The sequence below is a fragment of the Delftia sp. WSY_22 genome (genome assembly GCF_043104185.1).
Lineage (GTDB): Bacteria > Pseudomonadota > Gammaproteobacteria > Burkholderiales > Burkholderiaceae_C > Comamonas > Comamonas tsuruhatensis.
Window position 1 is genome coordinate 138198 of record NZ_JBICKN010000030.1, and the last position, 25519, is coordinate 163716.

Genomic DNA, 25519 nt, shown 5'->3' on the forward strand with positions numbered 1-25519 from the left:
ATCTGTCTTGCGTGCTCACTGCGCAGGGAACTTGCCTGTGCGGGCGGCCACGAACTCGGCCGGCTGCACCAGCTGGCCGGTCTTGTTGGACCAGTGGTTCTTGGCAAAGGTGACCACGGCGGCCAGCTCGGTATCGCTCAGCTGCTTCCAGGCGGGCATGGCGCCGTTGGCACGGCCTTCCAGCACCACATGCATCATCTCGGCCGTGGGACCCAGGACCACGGGGCTGCCGTCCAGCGCCTTGATGGGACCGGCGCCCTTGCCGTTGGCCTGGTGGCAGGCCGCGCAGTTGGCCGCATAGACCTTCTCGCCGCGTGCGATCAGGTCTTGCAGGGACCAGACCTTGCTGGGGTCGTCCTTCTTGGCGGCGGCGATCTTCTTTTGCTCGTCCACCCAGGCCTTGTAGCCGTCATTGGACAGCACCTTCACGTGGATGGGCATGTAGGCATGCTCCTTGCCGCACAGCTCGGCGCACTGGCCGTAGTAGTCGCCGGTCTTCTCGGCGCGGAACCAGGTGTCGCGCACGAAGCCCGGAATCGCATCCTGCTTGATGCCGAAGGACGGCACCATGAAGGAGTGGATCACGTCGTTGGCCGTGGTGATGATGCGCACCTTGCGGTCCACGGGCACGACCAGCGGGTTGTCCACCTTGAGCAGGTAGTCGTTGGGTGCCTTGGACACATCGCCGCTGTCGGACAGCACGCGGTGGCTGCTGTCCAGCGTGGAGATGAAGCTCAGGCCCTCGCCTTCGCCGTTGATGTAGTCGTAGCCCCATTTCCACTGGTAGCCCGTGGCCTTGATCGTGACATCGGCGTTGGTGGTGTCCTTCTGCGCCACCAGCACCTTGGTGGCAGGCAGCGCCATGAGCACGACGATGATGAAGGGCACGACGGTCCAGACCACCTCGACCGTGGCCGATTCGTGGAAGTTCGCGGCCTTGGCGCCGCGCGATTTGCGGTGCTTCCAGATCGAATAGAACATCACGGCGAACACGCCGATGAAGATCACCGTGCAGATGATCAGCATCATCCAGTGCAGGTAATGCTGCTCATGCGCGATGCGCGTGACCGCCGGATGAAGGTTGAGCTGATTGACGGCCGGGCCGCCTGGCAGATCTGTCGCCGCATGTGCAAGGGAGCCTGCCCCTGCCACACTCATCAAGCCCCAGAGAACCAGCCTGGTGGAAATGCTTTTCATAGTTTTCACTTACATCTAAGCCTCGGGTTATCCACTCGCTCCGCTGCGCCGGCGTGGGGGCCGCGCAGCCAGACCGTTCAACGCCTGCCCAAAGGGCAACTCCCGGCCTCAACTGTCCGAGCATGCATGAAAGCGCCGCAGATGTGCCTGCGCGCAATCACCAATAGCGTGCCAGCCGGCATCAACGGCAGCTCGGACGTGGGACCAGGATGGGGGCGGGCCGCCATCCCCGCCTGCGCCTGCAGGCGCATGAACTCGGGGGACAGCAGCAAAGTGGATGGGAGGATGCGCGCGCGCCGGCCCTTCAGGGCATGTGTGCCGTGTGTGCCGTGCGGGCCGGGAGCGGATGGAAGAAGGCAGCGCATGCGGCCCAGCAGTGCGGGCAGCAGGGAACACAGGGACAGAAAGACCAGTGCCCGCTCCCAGAGGAGCAGGCACTGCTGCAGCCGGTGATGATCAAACTTGCGGGCGGGCCACTCTTGAATGCGCCGGCCCGTTCTCGTTCCCGTGGCAAAGCGAAACACCAAATCGTCTCCCCTTTCGGCCTGCGGACCGCTGGTCTTTTCCCGGCCCGGGAGAGCGAGCCCAGGGAAAAGCTGTTGTCTCTGTCAGCTCGGGAAAAGTGTAGACGTTTTTGTTTTCGATCAATGACCGGAAAGCGACATTCAGGCTATCGCAAACCCGTGTTGCGCGGCTGGCGCAGCATGCTGCGCATGTCCTCCAGCGACACGGCGCTGCTGGACTCCAGGCGCACGCGCGGCTGCGGCTTGTAGGCATGGCCGTAGACGATCTCGAAGGTCAGCGCCAGCTGCCCGTCGGGGCCGGCCAGCCGTTCGCGCAAGGCGTCGTGCAGGCGCTGCTGCCAGCGGCGGCCGCGCAGCGCGGCAAAGCGTTGCGGATGGAAGTTGCGGCCCAGCTCGCGCAGCTCCTGCAGCAGCCGCTCGGGCGTGGCAAAGGTCAGCGTGATGTGCTCCATGTCCATCACCGGCTCGCTGAAGCCTGCGTGCACCAGCATGTCGCCCCAGTCGTGCATGTCGGTGAAGGCCTGCCCGGCGGGCGGCCAGCCGAGCTGGGCGTAGAGGGCATGCAGTTCGCGCAGCGTATCGGGCCCCAGGCAGGAGAACATCACATAGCCGTCCACGGACAGCGCCTGGTGCCAGCGCGCGATCAGCGCCTGCGGGTCGGCCTGCTGATGCAGGGCCATGTTGGCCCACAGCATGTCCACGCCGGCGGGCTCGGGCTCGCCGAAGCGCGTGGCGCCCCCGGTCCAACGCGCGGGCTGCCACCAGCGCGCGCCCAGCTGCTCGCGGGCGGCGGCCTCATGCAGCGGCGAGGCTTCATAGACCAGGCATTCGGACTGCGCATAGCGCTGGCGCAGCAGCGCATGGGCCTGCAGGCCGCCGCGCACGGGCTGCCAGTGGCACCAGCGCTGGGGCGGCTTGACGATCCAGTCCAGCCGCTCCTGCATGCGGCGCGCCACCTCCTCATGCAGCCACGGCGAGGCCGCAGGCGCGCCCTGCTGCCAGCGCAATGCGGCGGCCGGATCGATGGTGGGAGGCAATTCGTGGGACATGGCTGGGCGGGGAATCCGTGCTCCTCAAAAGACAGGCGCCCGGCCCCGGAGCAAAGGGGTGGCGGACGCGGCGCGAGTATATTGACTCCATGCCCAACCTGCCTGCGTCATGGCTTTCGCGCTGGCATGCCGGCCTGCCCGGCCTGCTGCCCAGCCAATGCGCCGTCTGCCACCGCTGGCCTGCGCGGCGCCTGTGCCAGGACTGCCGCGCACGCTGGGCCGGACCCATGGCGCGATGCGGGCGCTGCGCCATGCCGCTGCCGGCCCGCACCGGCGCCGATGGTCCCCGCACCTGCGGCGCCTGCCTGGTCAAGCCGCCGCCGCTGACGCACTGCCTGGCCGCGCTGGACTATGCCTACCCGTGGCACACGGTGATCGGCGACTTCAAGTTCCGGGGAGATACCGGCCTGGCACGCAGCCTGGCCGATCTGCTGCTGGAGTTGCCTCAGGCGCGCGAGCAACTGCAGCAATGCGACCTGCTGCTGCCCATGCCGCTGTCGCCGCAGCGCCTGCGAGAGCGCGGCTTTCACCAGACCCTGGTGCTGGCCCGCGCGCTCTGCAGCGCATCCACCCGGGGCAAGCTGCGGCACCAGGCCGTGCAGCGCGCCCACACGGCACAGGCCCAGCATGACCTGCCGCGCGCCCTGCGCCTGCGCCAGCTGCGCACGGTCTTTGCCGTGCCACCTGCGCAGCTGGCCCACGTGCGCGGCCGCAAGATCCTGTTGATCGACGATGTGATGACCACGGGCGCCAGCCTGCATGCGCTGGCCACCTGCCTGCGCCGCGCAGGCGCGGCCGAGGTCAGCGCCCTGGTGCTGGCGCGCACGCCCTGACCGCAGGGGACCGGGGCCCGGGGGCATCTGCCACCGCGAGACAATACGGGCCATGTTCCATATCGTTCTCGTCGCGCCGGAGATCCCGCCCAATACCGGCAATGTGATCCGTCTGGCCGCCAACACCGGCTGCAGCCTGCACCTGATCGAGCCGCTGGGCTTTTCCATGGAAGACCGCCTGATGCGCCGCGCCGGCCTCGACTACCACGAGTACGCTCCCGTGCGCCGCCATGCCGACTGGCAGGCGTTCCTGCAGGACTGCCGGCCGGACCGCCAGCGCATGTTCGCCATGACCACGCACAGCAGCAGCCCCGCCCACGCCATCGGCTTCCAGCCCGGCGACTGGCTGGTGTTCGGCTCCGAAAGCAAGGGCCTGCCCGCCGAGGTGCGCGAGCAGTTCCCGCCGCAGCAGCGCCTGCGCCTGCCCATGCTGCCGCAGCAGCGCAGCCTGAACCTGTCCAACGCCGTGGCCGTGACGGTGTTTGAAGCCTGGCGCCAGCAGCAGTTTGCCGGCGCCGCACTGGCCGAGGGCGCGCCCGGCGCGGCCTGAGCAACCGGCCTGGGTCGGCGGAAAGTTCCCCGCCGATTGTTTCAACCGCTGAAAAAGCGCATTGCCAATCCAAGGGTTTATCCCGATTCCACACCGTCCTACATTTGAGTCATGGGCTCTACGTTACCAAGCGATTTCCGCAAGGAACGCCCTGTCCCAGAAACAAAACAAAGGACTTGAATCATGAAGAACACCCGCCGTTTTGCCGTCCTGGCCGCCCTCACCGTTTCCGCCTTCGCCGCCCAGGCCGCCGGCTTCGACTACGCCGACAACAGCAGCTACCCGCCCGAAGTGAAGACCCAAAGCACGCTGACACGTGCCCAGGTCATGGCCGACCTGAAGGCCGCCCAGGCCAACGGCACCATGCCCTCCGTCGCCGAAGGCTACCTGCCCATCCAGAACACCGCCACCGCTGGCGTGAGCCGCGAGGAAGTGCGCCGCGAGGCCGCCGCTGCCGAGCGTTCGGGCCAGCTGAACTTCGGCGCCTGAGCCCCAGACCCCGCAACCGCTGCCACCATGCAGCCAGCCCGCAGGTGCCGCCTGCGGGCTTTTTTCATCGCCGGGCCGCCCCAAGATGAAAAGCTCCCTCTTGGGAGGGTAGCGTGGGGATCAGTTTTCATTCAGGCCTTGGCACCGTAGTTGCGGGCCACGGACTCGGCCACGCAGGCGGGCTTGTCGGCGCCTTCGCGCTCCACGGTCACCAGCCAGGTCATCTGCAGGCCGCCGGGCTCGATGGGCTCGGCGGCCTGCAGCGTCAGGCGCGCGCGCAGGCGGCTGCCCACGGGCACGGGCGAGGTGAAGCGCACGCGGTTGAGGCCGTAGTTCACGCCCATTTGCGCGCCTTCGATGTGAAAGCAGTTCTGGAAAAACTGGGGAATCAGGGACAGCGTCAGAAAGCCATGCGCAATCGGCGCGCCGAAGGGGCCCTTGGACGCGCGCTCGGGGTCCACATGGATCCATTGCTGGTCGCCCGTGGCATCGGCGAACAGCTGCACCTGCTGCTGGGTGATGGTGATCCAGTCGCTGACGGCGACTTCCTGCCCCACGCAGGCACGCACTTCGGAATAGGAATGGAAGGTTTTCATGCCCCAAATGGTAGGGGCCGGTGCCGCGCGCTCCATGTCGGGCGCGCGACAGCTAGGGTCTGTTGACGTTAATTTGTGGATCGCGTTGCGCGGTTGCGGGGTTGTATGCAAGGCGCTCATGCGCAGCAAGGCCCATGCCTTGCGAGTGTGAGCAACGCGGCAGACGGCCCCGCAACCGCGCAACCCGAAGGGAAGCAGCCTGCCAGCGCGCCACTCGGCGTTGCACTCCTTGTGCGTGTAGGCACACGCACGGCGTCGCGCGCCTTGATTGGCACGCTGGCAGGCTGCTTCGCGACCGCAAATTAACGTCAACAGACCCTTGGGTTAGCCCAGGGAGGGGCTCAGCGCGAGGCGCGCTGCACGAAGAACAGCCCCGTGCCCACGGCCATCAGCAGCGCGCCGAAGACCCGGTTCTGGCTGCGCACGGCACGCGCGCTGCGCATGAAGCCGCGCAGCGCGCTGGCGCTGGCCGCATAGCCGTGCATGACCATGGTGTCCACGGCCAGCATGGTGGCGGCCAGGATCAGCAACTGCAGCCACAGCGGGCGGCTGGTGGTCATGAACTGGGGCAGCACAGCCACCATGAAGATGATGCCCTTGGGGTTGGTGGCGTTGGTCAGGAAGCCCGTGAGCACGCGGCGGCGCACGCTGAGCTCGGGCATGGATTCCTGGGTGGCCAGGGGTGCGGCACCCGAGCGCCATTGGCTGATGCCCAGGTAGATCAGATAGCAGGCGCCGACGATCTTCACGGCGTTGAACGCCCATTCGGAGGCCAGCAGCAGCGAGCCCACGCCCGCGCCGGCGATCAGCAAGATGGTCAGCAGCCCCAGCTGCAGCCCGAAGATGGTGGCGCTGCTCTTGCGCACGCCATACGACAGGCCATGGCTCATGGACAGCACGGCGCCCGAGCCCGGGGAGACCGCAATGATCCAGCAGGCCACAAAGTAGGCGATCCAAGTGTGCCAATCCATGCCAAACACCTTAAAAATACGGAGCAGGCCGGCATCTTAAAACCGTGCAGCCGATCTGGCGCACTGCCGCGGCAAAGCCGGATGGGGCGGTGAAGCATTCGGTGGCATTTTTCATCGCCGGGCCGCCCCAAGATGAAAACGGCCCCCTCGGGGGGCGCCCGGCCAGGGGCAGCGGACCTAGCGCAGCAAAGGGAGCGTGGGGGGCATTTTCAACCCTGTCAAAAAGCTGACCCAGCTGTGAGAGTGACACAATCAATCACCCCAGGGTAAACACCAACTCCAAGATCCCTAGCTTCCATGGAACACAGCGCCCCCATCTGGCTGACCTACGGCTTTCTCTATCTCACCGCCGCCGTGCTGGCCGTGCCCATTGCGCGTGCCCTGGGCCTGGGCGCCATCATTGGCTACCTGGGTGCCGGCATTGCCATGGGCCCCTGGGGACTGTCGCTTGTCAGCAATGTGGATGACATTCTTCATTTTGCCGAGTTCGGCGTGGTGCTGATGCTCTTCGTGATCGGGCTGGAGCTGCAGCCCAGCCGCCTGTGGGAGCTGCGCCGGCCCATCCTGGGATGGGGGCTCGCGCAGATGCTGGCCTGCACGGGCGTGCTGTTCCTGGCGGCCTGGGCCTTCGGCTTTTCCTGGCGCGTGAGCCTGATCGCGGGCATGGGCCTGGCCCTGTCGTCCACGGCCATCTGCCTGCAGGTCATGGCCGAGCGCAACCTCATGCGCACGCCCAGCGGCCAGGCCAGCTTTTCCATCCTGCTGTTCCAGGACGTGGCCGCCATTCCCATCCTGGCGCTGATCCCCATCCTGGGCGCGGTCAAGGCCGCCAATGCCACGCACACAGACAGCCACCTGTGGCTGCAGGTGCTCAAGACCGTGGGCACCATCGCCGCCGTGGTGGTGGGCGGCCGCCTGCTGCTGCGCCCCCTGCTGCGCTGGATCGCCCGCAGCCGCACGCCCGAGATCTTCACGGCCACCTCGCTGCTGCTGGTGGTGGGCATTGCCATGCTGATGGTGCAGGTGGGCCTGTCCATGGCGCTGGGAGCCTTCCTGGCCGGCGTGCTGCTGGCAGACAGCGAGTACCGCAGCGAGCTGGAGACCAACATCGAGCCCTTCAAGGGCCTGCTGCTGGGCCTGTTCTTCATGGCCGTGGGCATGAGCATCGATTTCGGCGTGCTGCTGCGCGCGCCCTGGGCCATGGCGGCCATGGTGCTGGGCTTTCTGGCGCTCAAGGGCGCCGTGCTCTACACCCTGGCCCGCGTGCTGAAGCTGCCCTGGCGCGAGCGCCCGGTGTTCACCCTGCTGCTGGCCCAGGGCGGCGAGTTCGCCTTCGTGGTGTTCCAGACGGCGGCGCAGTACAAGGTGTTCCACCACAGCATCTCGTCCATGCTGGTGGCCGCCGTGGCCCTGTCCATGCTGATCGGCCCGCTGGTGCTGGTGCTGATGGACAAGCTGCTGCTCAAGCGCTTTGCCGACATGAAGGATTGCCAGGTCGACGGCGCGGGCCAGGCTGCCAGGCTCCATGAAATATCGGAGCCGCAGGACGCGCAGGTCATCATTGCGGGCTTTGGCCGCTACGGCCAGATCGTGGCGCGCGTGCTGCTGACCCAGGGCGTGCCGGCCACCATCCTCGACCACAGCGTGGAGATGCTGGAAGTGGCCCACACCTTCGGCTACCGCGTGTTCTTCGGCGATGCCACGCGCATGGACCTGCTGCGCATTGCCGGCGCGGACAAGGCGCGGGTGCTGGTCATCGCGGTGGACTCTTCCGAGCAATCGCTGAAGATCGCCGCCCGCGTGCGCAAGCGCTTTCCGCACCTGGAGATCGTGGCCCGCGCGCGCGACATGGCCCACTGGTACCAGTTGCGCGACCTGGGCGTGCACCATGTCGAGCGCGAAGTCTTCGAGTCCAGCCTGGTCTCGGCGTGCACCGTGCTGGAGCTCGCTGGCCACAGCCGTGCCGAGGCCCGGCGCACCACCGCGCGCTTTCGGGAGCACAACCTGCAGCTGATCGAGCGCATGTACCCCCACCACAAGGACCAGGCCCAGCTCATTGCCGTGGCCAAGCAGGGCCGCCAGCAGCTGGTCGAGCAGATGGCCAAGGAGCGGCAGGAGGCCCAAGCGCAGCAGGAGAAGGAGCAGGCGCCGCAGGAAGCCCCGCCCCCGCCCGCCCCCTGAAAACCGGGCCTCAGGACGCGCCCAGCGCCTGCACCATGTGGTCCACGAACTGCGCCAGCTTGGGCAGTTGGCGGCGGTCCGGCAGATAGACCAGGTGCACCGGGCGCGGCAGTGGCACGCAGTCCTGCAGCACGGGCACCAGCCGGCCCGCGGCCATGTCGGCGGCCAGCAGCACCTCGGGCTGCAGGATCAGGCCCAGGCCGCGCAGCGCCGCATGGCGCAGCCCGTCGCCGCTGTTGCAGCGCAGGCGGGCATCGTCGGGCCACTGCACCGGCGCCGAGCCGTCGCCGCGCAGAATCCATTCCGATCGGCGCTGCCAGACCGCGTAGCTCAGGCAGTCATGGCGCGCCAGATCGCCCACGCCACGCGGATGACCGCGCCGCCGCAGGTACGAAGGCGCCGCCGCGATCACCATGCGATAGGGCTGCAGCGGCCGCGCCACCAGGCCTTCGCCGCCCACGGGGCCGATGCGCACGGCCACGTCGATGTTCTCGCCCACCAGGTCGACCATGCTGTCGCTCAATTGCAGATCCACGCGCACCAGCGGATGGGCCAGCTGGTAGTCGGCCACCAGCGGTGCGATCACATGGTTGCCCAGCGTGGTCGGCGCGCTGATGCGCAGCAGGCCCTGGGGCGCGCTGCGGCTGCGCTCCACGGCCGACTCGGCCCAGCGCAACTGCTCGAAGACCTGGCGGCTGTCCTCGTAGAAGCTGCGCCCCACCTCGGTCAGGCTGTGGCGCCGCGTGGTGCGCTGCAGCAGGCGCGCGCCCAGGTGGGCTTCCAGTTGCTGCACATGCTTGCCCACCATCACGGCCGAGATGTCCAGGCGCCGCGCGGCCTGGGCAAAGCTGCCGTCCTCGACCACGGCCATGAAGACCTCCATATTGCGCAGCTTGTCCATGGATTGCCAACCAATGCTTAGGAGTACAAAAAGATCCGGCTACTTTATGCCATCCATGATTTGCAAAACACTGGAGGCCTGTTCACCCCCTCAGAAAGAAAACCGCATGAAGATCCTTCTCATCGGTGCCTCCGGCACCATCGGCCGCGCCGTACAGGCCCTGCTGGCCCCGCGCCATGACATCGTCACCGTGGGCCGCAACAGCGGCGATCTGCGCGCCGACTTCACCCAGCCCGAGACGCTGCAGAAAATGTTCGAAGCCGCCGGCCAGGTGGACGCCATCGTCAGCACGGCCGGAAAGCTGCACTTCGGCCCGCTGTCCGAGATGACGGCCGAGCAGTTCAACTCCGGACTGCAGGACAAGCTGCTGGGCCAGGTGCGGCTCGCCCTGCTGGGCCAGCGCTGGCTGCGCGACGGCGGCTCCATCACGCTGACCAGCGGCGTCGCCGCCACCGAGCCCATCCGCCACGGCGCCAATGCATCGACAGTGAATGCCGCGCTGCACGGCTTCGTCACCGGCGCCGCGGTCGAACTGCAGCGCGGCCTGCGCATCAACGCCGTGAGCCCCACCCTGCTGACCGAATCGGCCGATGCCTATGGCTCGGTCTTCCCCGGCTTCGAGACCGTGCCCGCCGCCCGCGTGGCCCTGGCCTACCAGCGCAGCGTGGAAGGCGCCCAGACCGGCCGGGTCTTCGAGGTGCTCTGACCTCTTCTTGCGGCGGGCCCTCGGCAAAGTCCTTGCGTGCCCGCCCAAAAGGGCCGCGTGCTACGCTGCGCGCCACCATGTTCAACCCCACCCAAGCCGATGTGCGGCGCTTTTTCTGCGGCGTGCGCACCAAGATGCTGAGCGGCGCGCCGATGGAGGCCATAGAGACGCTGGCCAGCCTCTGGATCGCCGAGCATCCCGAGTATTTCGATGACCTTGCCGACGTGGACGCCGCCCTGCTGCGCGACTACGACGCCACGCCCGGCGTGACCAATCCGTTTTTGCATCTGTCCATGCATCTGTCCATCAGCGAGCAGTGCAGCATCGACCAGCCGCGCGGCATACGCCAGGCCGTGGAGCTGCTCAGCCGCCGCCTGGACTCGCTGCACGACGCCCACCACGCCACCATGGAATGCCTGGGGCAGATGCTCTGGGAAAGCCAGCGTTCGGGCCGCCCGCCCGATGGCGAAGCCTATATCGCCGCAGTCCAGCGCCGCGCCACGAGTGACGGCGCCAAGGCCACGGGCGGCGCATAGCGCCTCTGTGCACCACCCTCAAGACAAAGCCCGCGATTGCGGGCTTTTGCTATGGGGTATGGGGCTGCGCGCGATTCACTGCGATTTGTGGCCCAGGCGGAAATGGGGCTGCGGCAGGGTCTGCAGCTCGCCATCGAGGCTGCCGATGTAGTTGGCCAGCGCCTTGAGTTCGCTGTTGGTGAACTGCTTGGCAATGCCGGCCATCACGCCGTTGCTGCGGCCGATATGGGGGTTGCCTTCGGTCTTGTAGGACTTGAGGGCGGAGTACAGATAGTCCGCGTACTGGCCGGCCACCTTGGGGTAGCTGGGATCGATGGGTTTGGAAAAGCCCTGGCCGTGGCAGGATACGCAGGCGCCCTTTTGCAGCAGCGCGGCGACCTGGGTGCTGGGCTCGCGGACCTTGGCGTCGGCGGCCTTGGCCACGCCATGCTCGGCGTAGTAGGCGGCCACGTCGGCCATGTCCTGCTCGGTCAGCGGATCGGCAATGCCGCGCATGGTGGGATGCTTGCGTTCGCCCTTCTGGTAGGCCTGCAGCGCGGCCACGATGTAGGGTGCGCCCTGGCCGGAAATCTTGGGGACCTTGTACACCTCGGGGAAGCTGGCCTGGTAGCCCTGGATGCCATGGCAGCCAATGCACATGGCGATCTTCCCCTCCCCTGCCTTTGCGTCACCTTTGCTTTGCTGGGCCTGTGCCACAGAGGTCACAGATGCGACAGCCAGCGCCAATACCGTGGTCAAAGTTTTTATCATTTTGCGCGCACAATCCTTCAAGAGTTCTGACGGATGCCTACTGCTGAGCGGGTAGCGCGAACGATTATGGCAGTCACCGTCAAGCGTCCCCATCAATACTTACGCTGATACCGCCCATGAAATTTCAAGGTTCCGAGAACTACGTCGCCACCCAGGATTTGATGCTCGCGGTGAATGCCGCAGCCACCTTGCAGCGCCCGCTGCTGGTCAAGGGAGAGCCCGGCACGGGCAAGACCATGCTGGCCGAGGAAGTGGCCGCCGCGCTGGACATGCCGCTGCTGCAGTGGCACATCAAGTCCACCACCAAGGCCCAGCAGGGCCTGTATGAATACGACGCCGTCAGCCGCCTGCGCGACTCGCAACTGTCCGACATCGACGGCGGCGAGCGCGTCAAGGACATCCACAACTACATCGTCAAGGGCGTGCTGTGGCAGGCCTTCACGGCAGACCGGCCCGTGGCCCTGCTGATCGACGAGATCGACAAGGCCGACATCGAATTCCCGAACGACCTGCTGCGCGAGATCGACCGCATGGAGTTCTACTGCTACGAGACGCGCGAGATGATCCGCGCCAAGCACCGGCCGCTGGTGTTCATCACCTCCAACAACGAGAAGGAGCTGCCCGACGCCTTCCTGCGCCGCTGCTTCTTCCACTACATCAAGTTCCCCGACGCCGACACCATGCGCCAGATCGTGGCCGTGCACTTCCCCAAGCTGCAGGGCGAGCTGCTGGCCGCCGCGATGAAGGTGTTCTACGACGTGCGCAACCTGCCCGGCCTCAAGAAGAAGCCCTCCACCAGCGAGTTGATCGACTGGCTCAAGCTGCTGGTGGCCGAGGACATTCCCGTGGAATCGCTGCAGACCGCCGAGGGCAAGGTCTCCGTGCCGCCGCTGGTGGGCGCCCTGCTCAAGAACGAGCAGGACGTGAGCCTGTTCGAGAAGCTGGTCTTCATGAACCAGCGCAACCGCTGAGGCCAGCCATGCCGGATTCCAAGCCCGACACCGAAGGCCCCGACCACGCCGGCGCAGACCCGCGCGTGCCGGCCATCACCGGCCAGGTCACCACCATCCCCGTGGCTGGCGCCGTGGCGCACCAGGGCTTCGTGCAGCCCGTGGTCATGCGCTTCAACGGCGTGCGGCTCGAGCCCCTGGCGCTCAGCCATGAAGCGGGCCTGCGCGAGGCCGTGCAGGACGGCCAGCTGTGGCGCATCCGCGTGACCTCCGCGCCCGAGCCCGACGACGTGCGCGCCTATATCGAGGCCGCGCTGGAGCAGCGCAGCCAGGGCAAGCGCTTCGCGTTTGCCGTGCTCGACGACGACAGCGGCCGCGTGCTGGGCACCAGCAGCTACCACGACATCCTGCCCGAGGTGCGCCGCGTGGAGATCGGCTACACCTGGTACGCGCGCAGCGTGCAGCGCACCCATGTCAACACCTCGGCCAAGCTCATGCTCATGGGCCATGCCTTCGACACGCTGGCCTGCCATGTGGTGGGCTGGCGCACGGACTGCTTCAACTTCGCCAGCCAGCGCGCCATCGAGCGCCTGGGTGCCAGGAAGGACGGCGTGATCCGCGGCCACGCGCTGCGCCGCGACGGCACCATCCGCGACACCGTGATGTACAGCCTGCGCAGCGGCGAATGGCCCGAGTCGCGCGCCCAGTTGCTGGACCAGTTGCAGCGCCATTCGGACGGCAGCACCGCCGTGGCGCGCACATGAGGGCGCGTACGCCAGGCCCCCGGGAGATGCCATGCTGATCGACTTCTTCTACACCATGCGCGCGGCCAAGCTGCCCGTCTCGGTCAAGGAGTTCCTGACCCTGCTGGAGGCGCTGCAGGCCGGCGTGGTCGGCCCCAGGAGCGAGGACGCCTGGAGCCTGGACGACTTCTACCACCTGGGCCGCACCGTGCTGGTCAAGGACGAGAAGCACTACGACAAGTACGACCGCGCCTTCGCCGCCTACTTCAAGGGCGTGGAGATGGTGGCCGACCTCACGCGCGAGATTCCCCAGGACTGGCTGAAGAAGCTGCTGGAGCGCGAACTCTCGCCCGAGGAAAAGGCCGCCATCGAAGCCATGGGCTGGGACGAGCTGATGGACACGCTCAAGAAGCGCCTGGAGGAGCAAAAGGAGCGCCACGAAGGCGGCAACAAGTGGATAGGCACGGGCGGCACCAGCCCCTTCGGCCACGGCGGCTACAACCCGGCCAGCGTGCGCATCGGCGGGCCGGGCCGCAACAAGAGCGCCGTCAAGGTCTGGGAGCAGCGTGCCTACCGCGACTACGACGACACGCAGGAGCTGGGCACGCGCAACATCAAGGTGGCGCTGCGCCGGCTGCGCAAGTTCGCACGCGAAGGCAGCGACCTGGAGCTGGACCTGCCCGACACCATCCGCAGCACGGCCGCCAACGCGGGCTACCTGGACATCAAGATGATCCCGGAGCGCCACAACAACGTGAAGGTGCTGCTGCTCATGGACGTGGGCGGCACCATGGACGAGCACGTGCAGCGCGTGGAGGAGCTGTTCTCCGCCGTCAAGAGCGAGTTCAAGCACCTGGAGTTCTACTACTTCCACAACTGCGTCTACGACTTCATGTGGAAGAACAACCGCCGCCGCTTCGCCGAGAAGTTTCCGACCTGGGACATCATCCGCAAGTACAACAAGGACTACAAGCTGATCTTCGTGGGCGACGCCACCATGAGCCCCTACGAGATCCTGCAGCCCGGCGGCAGCGTGGAGTACATGAACGAGGAGCCCGGCGCCGAATGGCTGCAGCGCCTGACGCATGCCTTCCCGCGCTTTGCCTGGATCAACCCCGAGCCGCCCGGCGTCTGGCAGTACCGCCAGAGCATCAGCATCATCCAGCAGCTCACGGGCAACCGCATGTACCCTTTGACACTCAAAGGTCTGGAAGACGCCATGCGCCTGCTGTCAAAATAGGCCGATGCCCAAGCTCCCCCCCGCGACAGCGCCGGCCCGAGGGCCGGCGTTTTTGTTTCTGTTGAGTGCAGCCCTGATGCTCGGCGGCTGCAGCCTCCTGCCGTCCAAGAATGATGACAAGGACACGGACCCGTCGCTGATTGCAGCGACCGGCGACCCGGCCTTCTCCCTTGTCGTCGATGCGCCCAAGGAAGTGCGCGAGCTGCTGGAAAAGCACCTCGAACTGCGCCGCTACCGCTACCAGAGCGACCTGCAGCGGCGCGAGCTCACGCGGCTGCTGGGCGCCACCGACGCCAACGTGCGCGACCTGATCGGCACGCTGGGCTACTTCAGCCCCACGGTCACGGTGGAGATCAAGGAAACGCCCGAATCCGACGAGGCCCCGCTGGAGGTCACCGTCAAGGTGGACCCTGGCGAGCCCGCCACCATTGCGCGCAGCCAGGTGCGTTTTGCGGGCGTCAATGCCGACGATCCCGAAGGCGCCTCGCAGCGCGCCACCATCGAAAGCCAATGGCCGCTGCAGCCCGGCCAGCGCTTCAGCCAGTCCAGCTGGAGCCAGGCCAAGAGCCAGGGCCTGCGCACGCTGCAGTCGCGCCGCTACCCGCTGGCGCGCATCGACTCCAGCCTGGCCGACATCGACGCCGACACGCACGAGGCCGACGTCAGCGTGGCCTATGCACCCGGCCCGGCCTACACCTTCGGCCCGCTGCGCATCGAAGGCGCCCAGCGCTACGACCCCGTGGGGACGGCCCGCATCGCACGCCTGCCCGAGGGCGAGGAATACGACCAGACCGCCCTGGTCGACGCCCAGCTGCGCCTGGCCAGCAGCGGCTACTACGACTCCGTCTTCCTCACGCTGGCCAACGTGCCCCAGCAGGGAGACAGCGCCGCCGAGGACGAGGAAGCCATCAAGCGCAAGGGCGCCCAGGTCACCACGCCCGTCATCGCCCAGGTGCGCGAGGCCCAGATGCAGAAATGGGTCTTCGGCGTGGGCATGAGCACCGACACCGGCCCGCGCCTGAGCGTGGACCACATCCACAACCGCCTGCCCTGGCTGGGCTGGCGCGCCGTCACGCGCATGCGCTTCGACCGCAAGAACCCGCTGATCTCCACGCAGTGGACCGCCCTGCCCGATGAAACCCTGTGGCGCTGGTTCACCACGGCCAAGGCCGAGCGCGCGCCCTCGGGCGACTTCGATGTCAACAGCCTGCAGCTGCGCGCCGGCCGCACCAAGTCCGAAGACCACATCGACCGCAACTACTACCTGCAGTACGACTACGCCAAGACCCAGGGCGAGGGCGCGCCCCCGTCCAGCTCGTCGGTCACGGCCAACTACGGCTGGACGGGCCGCTACTTCGACAGCACGCTGGCGCCCTCCTCGGGCTTCGGCTTTGCCTGGGAAGTCGGCGCGGGCACCACGCTCACGCCCCAGCGCACACCGTTCGGCCGTGTCTCGGGCCGCTGGCTCAGCCTGATTCCCATCGGCGAGGTCGATCCCGAGACCAAGCGCCGCAGCCGCCTGGCGCTGCGCGCCTCCGGCGGTGCCTTGCTGGCCCGCAAGGATGCCGACCTGCCCGTCACCCAGCTGTTCATCACCGGCGGCGACAACACCGTGCGCGGCTACGGGTACCAGAGCATCGGTGCGCGCACCGACAGCGGCAAGGTCATCGGCGGGCGCTACATGGCCGTGGGCAGCATCGAGTGGCAGCGGCCCATCGTCATCAAGGGCAACACACAGGACTGGGAGCACGCCGTCTTCCTGGACGCCGGCACCGTGGGCGATGCGCCCGACTCCATGTACATGCGCGTGGGCGTGGGCACCGGCCTGCGCTGGCGCAGCCCCGTGGGCCCCGTGCAGGCCGACATCGCCTGGGGCGCCCAGGAAAAGCAGCTGCGCCTGCACCTGCGCCTGGGCTTCAACTTCTGACCATGGTGGATTCCCGCTTGAATACCCCTGCCTCCTTCGCCGCGCCAGACCAAAGCCCCCAGGCGTCCCCTCCGTCGCCTGCGCCCCGCCGCCGCTGGCTGCGCTACCTGCTCTGGTTCTTCCTGGTACTGGTCCTGCTGCTGGCCGCCCTGCTGGGTTCCGCCTGGTGGTGGAGCGGCCGTGCCGATTCGCTGGCCTACACCCTGCAGCGCGTGGCCGGCTGGCTGCCCGCAGGCCAGAGCCTGCAGGCCAAGGAAGTCACCGGCACCCTGCGCCAGGGCGGGCGCATCGGCTGGCTGCAATGGCAAAGCCCCACCATGAAGGTGGAGCTGCGCGACGCCACCATCGGCTGGCAATTGCGTCCCCTGCTGTCGCGCACCGTGCGCCTGGGCGAAGTACGCATCGCCGAGCTGAACATTGCCAGCACGCCCGACCCCGAGGACAAGAAACCCGTCGAGCCGCTGCAGCAGCTCGTGCTGCCCGTGAAGATCGACGTGCCCTTCCATGTGGAGCGCATCGTCTGGCAAGGCCCGCCCCAGGCCGAAGTACTGGGCCTGCAAGGCCACTACGCCTACGACGGTAGCGAGCACCAGCTGGACGTGCGCGACCTGCAATGGGCCGATGGCAGCTACCAGGCCAAGCTGCGCCTGCAGGCCCGCGCGCCCATGGCCATCCAGGCCGAGCTGCAGGGCGACCTGCAGGCGCCTGCCCTGGCTTCGGACGACGAGGCCTCCGCATCCAAGGCTCCCAAACCTGCACCGCTGGCCGTGCAGGCCAAGGCACAGATCGACGGCACCCTGGCCACCGCCGCTGCGCAACTGGGCATCAAGCTCCAGGTTGATGCCAAGCCCGGGACGGTGTCCGAGGAAACGCCTGCCCCTGCCGCCGTACAGAAATCCGCCAAGGCCGATGGCAAGAACGGCAAGGCCAGGGAGCGCAAGGAAGCCGCCCCCGTGTCCGAACCCATGCACGCGGACATCGAGGCCAGCATCCGGCCCTGGCAGCCCCAGCCGCTGCAGACCGCGCGCGCCCAGCTCAGCCAGATCGACATCGCCGCCTTCTGGCCCCAGGGACCGCGCACCCGCATCAGCGGCGAATTGCAGGCAGGGCCGGATGGCAAGGCAGCTGATACAGCCCAGGCACCCGCCACGGAACAGGCACCGGACCAGGCACCAGGCTCGGCCATAGCCACCACCGCCTGGCAGCTGACGACACGCCTGAACAACGCCATGCCCGGCCCCTGGGACCGCCAGCGCCTGCCGCTGGACCAGATCGAGGCCGCGGTGCGCTATGACGGCCAGCAGTGGCTGCTGGAGCAGGCGCAGATCGCCATAGGCTCGGGCAGCATCGACGCCCAGGGCCGCTTCGAGCCCGCCACCAAGGTCTTCGAAGGCCAGGCCAAGGTCCAGCGCCTGGACCCCGCCGCGCTCTACAGCCTCCTGGAAGCCGCACCCCTGCAGGGCGAGCTGCGCGCCAGCACCACGGCAGAGCAGCAGGTGGACTTCAGCGTGGACATCCAGGCCGCAGCAGCGCCCGCAGGCGCCAAGCGCCAGCCCCTGCGCATAGAAAAACTCGCCACCAAAGGCCGCTGGGCCCAGCCCGTGCTGTCGCTGGAGAACCTGCAGCTTGATGCGCTGCAGGCCTCGGTGCGCAGCCGCAGCCTGCAGTTCGACACCGAACAGCAAAAACTGCAGACCGTGCTGAAGGCCCAGCTGCCCGGCGCCGAACTCTCGCTGGACGGCCACATCAGCCCTGCCGCAGGCCAGGGCAGCAGCCAGCTCAAGCTGTCGTCACTCACCGCCCTCACACAGTGGCTGCGCAAGCTGCCCGGCATGAAGGACCCGCTGGCCGGCGCCCTGATCGAAGGCCAGGCCCAGCTGGACGCCAGCTGGCGCGGCGGATGGGGCGCACTGCAAAAGCGCATGAAGGCCGCCGTGGGCGACCCCCTGCCCGCCAGCGGCCTGCAGCTGCAGGCCGACCTGCAGGCCGCAAAGCTGCGCTACCTGCCCGCCAACACGCCGCCCGAGCAGGCGCTGGAGCTGCCCGAGCTGCGCCTGGCCCTCAAGGGCTCGCCCGAGCAGGCCAGCCTCACCCTGGCCGGCCAGGCGAAGCGCGGCACGCAGACCGCGCAGATCGACACGGCCCTGCAGGCAGGCCTTGCCACGGCGCGCGGTGCCGCGCCCCTGGACTGGCAGGCCAGCATCGACAAGCTGCAGGCCCGGCTGAGTCCGGGCCAGGACCTGCCCGGCCCATGGCAGCTGCAACTGGCAGGCAACCAGCCCGTACGGATCGCCCAGCGCACCACGGGCCGCACCGTGCTGTCCACCGCCTTCACGGCATCGGCCGGCAGCCTGCAGGTCACGCCGCCCACCCTGCCCCAGCGCCGCACCAATGCCCAAGCGCCCCAGCCCGTGCTGCTGGCCTGGGACGACACCCGCGCCAGCCAGGGCGGCGACGGCCGCTGGGCCCTGCGCAGCACAGGCCGCGCCCAGGCATTACCGCTGGCCTGGGTCGATGCCCTGTCCATGGCCGAGGAGCCCCCGCTGGCCGCCATGGGCCTGAGCGGCGACCTGAGCTTCAACGCCCGCTGGGACATCGACACGAAGGGCCCCGCGCTCAAGGCCGAACTGCTGGTCGAGCGTGCAGCCGGCGACCTGCGCCTGGCCGTGGAAGACGGCTCGGGCACCACCGTCATCCACACCACGGGGCCGCGCTCCAGCAAGCCCGGCGAAGTGCGCACGCATACCGTGCGCGGCGCCGGCATGCGCGCCCACATCAAGCAGGCCCGCCTGAGCGTGCGCGCCCAGGGCGACGACGTGCAGGCCAAGCTCGACTGGGACAGCGAACGCGCCGGCACCCTGACCGCGCAGCTGGGCACGCGCCTGGCCCAGCAGGACGGCACCTGGACCTGGCCCGAGAAGGCCCCTCTGTCCGGCCAGATCGACGCCCGCATGCCCGACATCGGCATCTGGGCGCTGTTCGCCCCGCCCGGCTGGCGCGTCACCGGCTCGCTGCAGGCCAAGGCCGAGATCAGCGGCGACCGCCAGAACCCGCAGTGGCAGGGCAATCTCTCGGCCGACGGCCTGAGCATCCTGTCCGCGCTGGACGGCATCGACCTGCAAAACGGCGTGCTGCGCGCGCGCCTGCAAGGCAACCGCCTGGACCTGACCGAGCTGCGCATGCAGGGCGGGCGCGGCAGCAATGCGCGCATCCTGGGCTACAGCGGCAACCTCACCACGGCCCCGCGCGAAGGCGGCGAACTCACAGGCTCGGGCTTCGTGCGCTGGGACCCGCCCAATGCCGATGGCAGCAACTCCGGCCTGAGCATGGACCTGCGCGCCCAGGCCACCAGGCTGCAGGTGCTGGTGCGGGCAGACCGCCAGGTCAGCATCTCCGGCGGCCTGCAGGCCAAGCTGGAGCAAGGCCAGTTCACGCTGCGCGGCGACCTCACCACCGACCGCGCCACCATCATCCTGCCCGAGGAATCCGCCCCATCGCTGGACTCCGATGTGGTCGTGCACTCGGCCGCCTCGCGCAAGGCCGAGCAGGAAGCGGCGCGCAAACAGCAGCAGGCCGACCGCAAGGCCCAGGCCCGCGCGGAAACCATCAAGCTGCCCGACATCCTCGTCAAGCTCGACCTGGGCCGCGACTTCGCGCTGCAGGGCTACGGCATCACCACCCGCCTGGAAGGCGCGCTGGAAGTGCAAGGCCCCACCGTGGCGGGCGGCCCGCCGCGCATCACGGGCGAGATCCGCACCGTGCAGGGCCGCTACCGCGCCTGGGGCCAGTCGCTGGACGTGGAGACCGGCCTCATCCGCTTCAACGGCCCCTACGCCAACCCCTCGCTGGACATCCTGGCGCTGCGCCCCAACATCGCCGTGCGCGCAGGCGTGCAGGTGCAGGGCACGGCCAACGCCCCGCGCGTGCGCCTGTACTCCGACCCCGAAATGCCCGATGCCGAAAAGCTCTCCTGGGTGGTCATGGGCCGCGACCCCGCCACGGGCGGCGCCGAAAGCGCCCTGCTCCAGCAGGCCGCGCTGTCCCTGCTCAGCGGCGGGCGCAACAACAGCGGCAAGATCGCCAGCAACCTGGGCCTGGACGAAATCGGCTTCAAGGGCCCAGGCGGCGAAGGCTCCACCGGCGCCGCCCTCACCCTGGGCAAGCGCCTGTCCAGCGACCTCTATGTCACCTACGAGCAAAGCCTCTCGGGGGCCATGGGCACGCTGTACATCTTCTACGACCTCTCGCGCCGCCTCACCCTGCGCGGCCAGACCGGGGAAACCAGCGCGCTGGACCTGATCTACACCGTGCGCAAGGACTGACGCCCCACCCCTGCGCAGCCGCCCTGCCGGCGCTGCGCGGGGCGGACCCGCCATGGGTTTACAATCGCCGTTTGCTCCTCTCCGTAGTTCAATGGATAGAACGGGCGCCTCCTAAGCGCCAGATACAGGTTCGATTCCTGTCGGAGGGACCATCAATTTTCCAATGGCGACAACCACTTACAGCTCATTGAGTGGGTGTCTGGGCCATAAGTGGGACATGAATACGGTCTAAAGGGCTGGATTGCATGCCCGCGCAGTGGGCTCTCAACACGGAAACGACGACAGCCCCCTCGGCGCCCTCATGGGAATCGAAGGGGCCGTTTTCGTTTCATTTGGCCCGAGCTAAGCGCGCGCACCCGCATCAGCGCCGAACCTTCTCCAGCGCCACCGCAGGGCCTGCTCAGGCAGGGCAAATCACTTAGTGATTGCTTTTTTCAGTTCTTCCTGGAATTCCTCACCATTCCGAAGGCGAAGATATTCCTGATGTGCCAACCGATAGGCTTCTGATTCCATACCGTACGAAGTCGACAGTACTTCATAGCGGTCGACTCCGGCACGACGCCAGAGTGCCAGATCGGCCATGACCTCCGCGCGGGAAGTACTATTTACTTCCTTTTTATTTACTGCGCTGCTCTCTTGAGAATTGGCTGCATAGCAAGTAGAAATAGCTATTGTGAAGAATGCAAATTTTAGAGTGCGCAATGCACTTACCCTGATCAAGGGCGAGGCTATTTTTGACATGGTTTAAATGACAGATGACTATGAGGCTACCGGCAAGTATGTTATGCGGCAGTGTTGACCGAATGAATCAAAGACGCAATATCAAATATTGGGCCACTCCTTTCCCAAAGAAAATTGATGACTACCAGATATATTCATCAATCAATATTCAGAATAAATTTCCAATCAGTTTTTCTTTTTCCATCCAAAAATAATTGAAAATTCAAAACACTTTGCTGATCTTTACCCAAAGCCTTGCTCAGGGAATATCGACACGCAGCAGACCAGTGCACGAATGCTGCAAAAACCAAATAGATGTTGAAATTCAAGTGAGGTAACGAGTAGCGGGCTTGGAGTTTGAGAAACCCTGGGCCAAATCTCCGCGCGCTTGCTCAAATGCGTCCCATGCCGCTGCCTCAGGCACTGGTGGAATGGTCACAAGCTCTCTGCGATCAAAACCCACCAAGGCTGCATCAACGAGTTCGTCAACCTCCATCCATGACATCGCCACCAGAGCGCTCATAGATCTCGGTGCGTGTGGCGGCCGGCAAAACCGCTGGTATGTAGACGCCCCTGGGCCCTGCCTCAGCTGCAAGGCGCTGCGAGAAGGCCAACATGTAGGACTTCGTTGCTGCGCAAATACCTTGTGAAGACTCAGGCAGCAATGCATTGAGCCGGTCGGTGGCACGGGCCACCCATACGAGATCGTGGCCACGAGCCGCAAAGCGGCGTGCGTAAACAGCACCAATGCCACTGGAGGCGCCAGCAATAAGAGAGCTAGTCATTTCAACTTCCCCAATCGATATCCACCATTTTTTATGGCAGCCTTGTCAATAAGACAAGTCAGCGCAGAGAGACGCTGCTGCGGAGAAAGATGCGTTCAGCTGCGGGAAGTCAAGCTGGCCATCGTGTAGTGCTCATAATGGCCAATCCCATTCTTCACGATGGGATCTTCGGATGTAAACGAACCGATCTCTTGGTTGTCGGCGATCTGGTAAAGAGACACGCCGTAGCCATCACCATCGTCAATCACAGGCCCGTGCGCTACGATCACACCTTGCTCGAGAAGACCGTTCATATATTCGCCATGCTGCCTCATCCATGTTTTTTCTTCGCCGGACATGGTGCCCAGGAAATTCGCGCGAGGCGGGACAAATTTGCACAGGTAGTATTTCATTTCGGCTCCTCTCAAAGATAAATGATGCTGAGATTCAAGCTGTTTTCACACTCTTCAATATTGCCCCCTCGAACATCTTGGGCGCATAGCTCTGCAGGAACAGGATCATTCCGGTCATCTTTCCAACGGGGTTACTGAACTTTGGCTTCTTGGTCTCGATCAGCTTGGTAATCGTGTTGACGACGGCGTCGGGCGCCTCCGCCTCATCGATCCCCTTCTGTGTCGCAGCATCTGCTTGCTTGCGGTAGGCGTTGTAATCAGCAATACGCCCGCTTGATTGAGACACGGAGTTATGAGCGAGGTTGGTCTTGAACCACACTGGCTCCACCATGCTGACTTGGATGTTGAACGGATCCAGCTCGAAGCGCAGAGATTTGAAGTAGCCCTGGACTGCGTGCTTTGAAGCCGTGTAGTACGAGAGATTCGGCGGGCCGATCAAGCCGACGATGGAGCTGATTGTGATGATCTGCCCATGCTTTTGCGCCCGCAGCCGGGGCAGCAAGGCATTCGTCACTTTGATCGTGCCCCAGAAGTTGGTTTCGAACTGCTGACGTCCCAATTCGACGGGAGTCTCTTCTGCCAGCCCCGTCACCATATAGCCGGCATTGTTCACCAATACATCCAGCTGCCTGACGCTGCGGAACAGCTCTTCAGCGAACGCGTTGATGGAGTTGTCGTCGCTGATGTCCAGACGCAGCAGCTTGAAGGGAACCTTCCCTTCGTGCTTTTCAGGTTCACGGCTGGTGCCGATGACTTCGAAGCCCTGGTTGTGCAGGCTGTTGGCGAGCAGCAGGCCGAAGCCCGAGGATGCGCCGGTGATTAGGACTGTCTTCTTCATGGGTAGCTTCTCCGTAGATGATGGAAATTCTTGAAAACTTTGCCCGGCTGAACGTGCGTGCAGAAGGGCTTTGGGCTATTTGCTATCGGGGTTGGCAGCGCGACCATGAACAAGCCTTCATCAGCCAAGGCATGGCTCACAACCGTTACCTCTCAAGATGAGGCCGGGCTCTCTGCGCGCATGACTCCTTTCGGGCGTGGGTGCTGGACTGAACGATGGGCGCATGTTAGTATCGTTTTAGTACTTAGTCAATACTGAAATGATATGGACTCGAAAAAAACTTCTGAAAGCACTTGCCCCATCGCGCGCAGCCTGGCCTTCCTGGGCGATGCGTGGACTATGTTGATCCTGCGGGATGCGAACGCTGGGCTGACGCGCTTCGATCAGTTCAGGAAAAGCCTTGGCATCGCTCCCACGATGCTGACGAAGCGTTTGGCGACGCTCACGGATGAGCAACTGCTGGAAAAGCGGCAGTATTCGGAGCGGCCACCTCGCGAGGAATACGTCCTGACCGAAGCTGGGAGGGACTACTTGCCCGTTCTCTTCATGATTGCTGCCTGGGGCCGAAAGCACCGTGGCGAAGGCAAGCTGGTTCGGTTTCTGGATGCCGAGACGGGCAACGATCTGAAGCCGATTGCGATCGACGCAGAGACCGGCGCAGAGATCGGGACTCGCGAAATCCGCATGGTGATGCCGGAATGAAGCCAAGCAGTCGGGCTCCAGTGCCGGCGGAAAATCAAGCAGGCACAGCGAACCGTGGCGTAGTTCTTCTGTTGGCTGCGCTCGCGGCGATAGGCGCTTTGTCAACCAACATCATCCTGCCGTCGTTTCCGGCGATGTCTAAAACCCTGGGTGCGTCAGATGCCCAGCTCGGCCTGACACTCAGTGTCTTCTTCGTAGTTTTCGCGGCGGGGCAACTCTTCGTGGGACCTCTGTCTGATCGCTTCGGGCGTCGCAAACTGGTCATAGGGGGCTTGCTGGTCTTCGCGGCCGGCGGGGTGGTGTGTGCCCAGGCGGCGGCTCCAGCCGAACTGATTGTCGGCCGAGCAATACATGCTGCAGGCGTATGCGCCGCGTCCGTACTTGCACGCGCGATCGCAAGAGATATGTATGAAGGCGAAACTCTGGCACGCGTTCTTGCGATGGTGATCGTGGCTATGGCCGCGGCGCCGGGGTTCTCTCCGCTGCTGGGCGGCATGACTGAGAAAATGATTGGCTGGCGCATGACCTTCCTGACGGTCAGTGCCTTCGGGCTCGCACTTTCAATGTGGTACGCCTTCCGACTTCCAGAAACACACGTCGCGTCGCGGCGGATGCCGCTTGCCGTTGGCCCCATACTCAGGATCTATGCCAGCCTTCTGATCGATCCACGCTTCCTCCGTCCAGTCGTCGCTGTCATGTGTCTCACAGGCGGGCTTTATGGATTCTTCGCTGCTGCTCCATCAGTGCTGATGGGCGCCATCAAGTTGAGCGCGCTGGAGATGGGGCTCTTTTTTGCAGCCACGGTGCCCGTTGTTTTTGCTGCAGGCCTCGCTGTACCAAGACTTTCACATCGCTGGGGTGCAGCTCGAGTCATCCAAGCCGGAATCGTCTTGGCCTTGGTTGGAGGCGTGATGATCTACCTGGCCTCGGTTCGATACCCATCCAGCCTCACAGCGTTCACGTTCGCGCTCTGTGTCTTCCTCATGGGAATGGGCGTTGCCAATCCTCTCAGTACAGCACAGGCGCTTTCTCCATTTGGAGCTCAAGCAGGTGCAGCCTCCGCCATGTTGGGCTTCATACAGATGTCCGGCGCAGCACTTGGCGCCATGCTGGTCAGCACGATGGCAGGGATCTCCCACATGGCGGCGGTAGGACTGCTTATCTCAGTCTTCGCACTTCTTGCTTTCATCACTTTCTGGAACCAGCCCAGCACGGCTGGTTTTTGACGAGATTCCAGTGGATACACGAGGCACACCTTCGCCAGTATGAATTGGATGGAGCCTTTGCCCGACTGCCGCAGCGTGAGGACTCAATGGCCGCAGGACCCTGCCCCGGTAGCACAAACACACAACTGGAAGAATTCTTGCGGAACGCCACTGAACACGCAGCGCGTCACCCAGATAACTCGTTGATTTCTCACGTCCTCGCAAGCCATGCGCCATCGATCTTTAGAGAGATGCGCCACTGGACTTTCGTCTGTACGGAAAACGCGCCACTGGACTTTAGTTTTTTAGACCAGTAAGGCTGAGGAGCGAGCTATCGGCCGAGGCGCAAGGGCTCAGGGCCGATGTGCGGCGGCGTAGCGGGTTGCCAAGGGCTCTCGTGTGGCAGCTACCG

General features: G+C 65.6%; 22 protein-coding genes, 1 tRNA gene and 1 pseudogene. 14 read left to right on the forward strand and 10 right to left on the reverse strand.

The window, feature by feature from the left end:
• Positions 1 to 15: 15 nt before the first annotated feature.
• A complete protein-coding gene (gene coxB, locus ACF8NF_RS16795) occupies positions 16 to 1197 on the reverse strand; it encodes a cytochrome c oxidase subunit II (protein WP_016450139.1) in 1182 nt (393 codons plus the stop codon).
• A 670-nt stretch (positions 1198 to 1867) separates the two neighbouring features.
• A complete protein-coding gene (locus ACF8NF_RS16800) occupies positions 1868 to 2770 on the reverse strand; it encodes a trans-aconitate 2-methyltransferase (RefSeq protein ID WP_017406701.1) in 903 nt (300 codons plus the stop codon).
• Between the two features lie 89 nt (positions 2771 to 2859).
• On the opposite strand from ACF8NF_RS16800, the gene ACF8NF_RS16805 reads away from it, so the two are divergent.
• From ACF8NF_RS16805 to ACF8NF_RS16815, 3 genes are all read left to right on the forward strand, one after another.
• Positions 2860 to 3603 carry a ComF family protein gene (locus tag ACF8NF_RS16805; RefSeq protein WP_252653107.1) on the forward strand — a complete coding sequence of 248 codons (744 nt, stop codon included), beginning with the start codon at positions 2860 to 2862 and terminating at the stop codon, positions 3601 to 3603.
• A 52-nt stretch (positions 3604 to 3655) separates the two neighbouring features.
• A complete protein-coding gene (gene trmL / locus ACF8NF_RS16810; protein ID WP_016450136.1) occupies positions 3656 to 4153 on the forward strand; it encodes a tRNA (uridine(34)/cytosine(34)/5-carboxymethylaminomethyluridine(34)-2'-O)-methyltransferase TrmL in 498 nt (165 codons plus the stop codon).
• A gap of 183 nt (positions 4154 to 4336) precedes the next feature.
• Positions 4337 to 4642, forward strand: a complete 306-nt coding sequence (locus tag ACF8NF_RS16815) for a DUF4148 domain-containing protein (protein WP_016453737.1) — start codon at positions 4337 to 4339, stop codon at positions 4640 to 4642.
• Between the two features lie 131 nt (positions 4643 to 4773).
• Here the strand turns inward: ACF8NF_RS16815 and ACF8NF_RS16820 are convergent, their stop codons facing one another.
• Entirely contained in the window at positions 4774 to 5238 is a 465-nt protein-coding gene (locus tag ACF8NF_RS16820; RefSeq protein WP_034390662.1) for a MaoC family dehydratase, read from the reverse strand.
• Positions 5239 to 5579: 341 nt separating this feature from the next.
• Positions 5580 to 6209 (reverse strand): LysE family transporter, encoded by a 630-nt coding sequence (locus tag ACF8NF_RS16825; protein ID WP_012203595.1) that lies wholly within the window; start codon positions 6207 to 6209, stop codon positions 5580 to 5582.
• 297 nt (positions 6210 to 6506) lie between these two features.
• On the opposite strand from ACF8NF_RS16825, the gene kefC reads away from it, so the two are divergent.
• A complete protein-coding gene (gene kefC / locus ACF8NF_RS16830) occupies positions 6507 to 8390 on the forward strand; it encodes a glutathione-regulated potassium-efflux system protein KefC (RefSeq protein ID WP_392450891.1) in 1884 nt (627 codons plus the stop codon).
• 10 nt (positions 8391 to 8400) lie between these two features.
• Here the strand turns inward: kefC and ACF8NF_RS16835 are convergent, their stop codons facing one another.
• Positions 8401 to 9291 carry a LysR family transcriptional regulator gene (locus tag ACF8NF_RS16835; protein ID WP_016453734.1) on the reverse strand — a complete coding sequence of 297 codons (891 nt, stop codon included), beginning with the start codon at positions 9289 to 9291 and terminating at the stop codon, positions 8401 to 8403.
• A 106-nt stretch (positions 9292 to 9397) separates the two neighbouring features.
• Between ACF8NF_RS16835 and ACF8NF_RS16840 the strand changes: the two genes are divergently transcribed.
• Together ACF8NF_RS16840 and ACF8NF_RS16845 are read left to right on the forward strand one after the other, a co-directional pair.
• Entirely contained in the window at positions 9398 to 9997 is a 600-nt protein-coding gene (locus tag ACF8NF_RS16840; RefSeq protein ID WP_212646478.1) for a short chain dehydrogenase, read from the forward strand.
• Between the two features lie 77 nt (positions 9998 to 10074).
• Positions 10075 to 10533 carry a DUF1841 family protein gene (locus tag ACF8NF_RS16845; protein ID WP_016453732.1) on the forward strand — a complete coding sequence of 153 codons (459 nt, stop codon included), beginning with the start codon at positions 10075 to 10077 and terminating at the stop codon, positions 10531 to 10533.
• A 75-nt stretch (positions 10534 to 10608) separates the two neighbouring features.
• Here the strand turns inward: ACF8NF_RS16845 and ACF8NF_RS16850 are convergent, their stop codons facing one another.
• Positions 10609 to 11283 carry a cytochrome c gene (locus tag ACF8NF_RS16850; protein WP_016450129.1) on the reverse strand — a complete coding sequence of 225 codons (675 nt, stop codon included), beginning with the start codon at positions 11281 to 11283 and terminating at the stop codon, positions 10609 to 10611.
• A gap of 116 nt (positions 11284 to 11399) precedes the next feature.
• Here ACF8NF_RS16850 and ACF8NF_RS16855 point away from each other — a divergent pair, with 116 nt between their 5' ends.
• From ACF8NF_RS16855 to ACF8NF_RS16880, 6 genes are all read left to right on the forward strand, one after another.
• Positions 11400 to 12254 (forward strand): MoxR family ATPase, encoded by an 855-nt coding sequence (locus tag ACF8NF_RS16855; RefSeq protein ID WP_016450128.1) that lies wholly within the window; start codon positions 11400 to 11402, stop codon positions 12252 to 12254.
• An 8-nt stretch (positions 12255 to 12262) separates the two neighbouring features.
• Positions 12263 to 12997, forward strand: a complete 735-nt coding sequence (locus ACF8NF_RS16860) for a GNAT family N-acetyltransferase (RefSeq protein WP_046240826.1) — start codon at positions 12263 to 12265, stop codon at positions 12995 to 12997.
• Between the two features lie 31 nt (positions 12998 to 13028).
• Positions 13029 to 14216: a VWA domain-containing protein gene (locus ACF8NF_RS16865; protein WP_392450892.1), complete on the forward strand. Its 1188-nt coding sequence runs from the start codon at positions 13029 to 13031 to the stop codon at positions 14214 to 14216.
• Between the two features lie 76 nt (positions 14217 to 14292).
• The gene (locus ACF8NF_RS16870) at positions 14293 to 16143 is read left to right on the forward strand and encodes a BamA/TamA family outer membrane protein (RefSeq protein ID WP_046987464.1); all 1851 of its coding nucleotides are present in this window, start codon (positions 14293 to 14295) and stop codon (positions 16141 to 16143) included.
• A gap of 2 nt (positions 16144 to 16145) precedes the next feature.
• Positions 16146 to 20465, forward strand: a complete 4320-nt coding sequence (locus tag ACF8NF_RS16875) for a translocation/assembly module TamB domain-containing protein (protein ID WP_392450893.1) — start codon at positions 16146 to 16148, stop codon at positions 20463 to 20465.
• Positions 20466 to 20542: 77 nt separating this feature from the next.
• Positions 20543 to 20617: transfer RNA gene (locus ACF8NF_RS16880), tRNA-Arg, on the forward strand.
• Between the two features lie 262 nt (positions 20618 to 20879).
• On the opposite strand, the gene ACF8NF_RS16885 is transcribed toward ACF8NF_RS16880, so the two are convergent.
• The 4 genes and pseudogenes from ACF8NF_RS16885 to ACF8NF_RS16900 all read right to left on the reverse strand — a co-directional run bounded on the left by ACF8NF_RS16885 (position 20880) and on the right by ACF8NF_RS16900 (position 23200).
• On the reverse strand, positions 20880 to 21206 hold the full coding sequence (locus ACF8NF_RS16885; protein WP_392450895.1) for a hypothetical protein: 327 nt from the start codon (positions 21204 to 21206) through the stop codon (positions 20880 to 20882).
• Between the two features lie 304 nt (positions 21207 to 21510).
• Positions 21511 to 21970, reverse strand: a pseudogene (locus ACF8NF_RS16890) (hypothetical protein).
• Between the two features lie 95 nt (positions 21971 to 22065).
• Positions 22066 to 22362 (reverse strand): YciI family protein, encoded by a 297-nt coding sequence (locus ACF8NF_RS16895; RefSeq protein ID WP_099752075.1) that lies wholly within the window; start codon positions 22360 to 22362, stop codon positions 22066 to 22068.
• Between the two features lie 34 nt (positions 22363 to 22396).
• Positions 22397 to 23200 carry an SDR family NAD(P)-dependent oxidoreductase gene (locus tag ACF8NF_RS16900; RefSeq protein WP_016454548.1) on the reverse strand — a complete coding sequence of 268 codons (804 nt, stop codon included), beginning with the start codon at positions 23198 to 23200 and terminating at the stop codon, positions 22397 to 22399.
• Between the two features lie 264 nt (positions 23201 to 23464).
• Between ACF8NF_RS16900 and ACF8NF_RS16905 the strand changes: the two genes are divergently transcribed.
• A complete protein-coding gene (locus ACF8NF_RS16905) occupies positions 23465 to 23902 on the forward strand; it encodes a helix-turn-helix domain-containing protein (RefSeq protein ID WP_016454547.1) in 438 nt (145 codons plus the stop codon).
• The gene (locus ACF8NF_RS16910; protein ID WP_392450897.1) at positions 23899 to 25128 is read left to right on the forward strand and encodes a multidrug effflux MFS transporter; all 1230 of its coding nucleotides are present in this window, start codon (positions 23899 to 23901) and stop codon (positions 25126 to 25128) included. Before ACF8NF_RS16905 ends, ACF8NF_RS16910 begins: the two co-directional genes overlap by 4 nt.
• Positions 25129 to 25519: the final 391 nt, after the last annotated feature.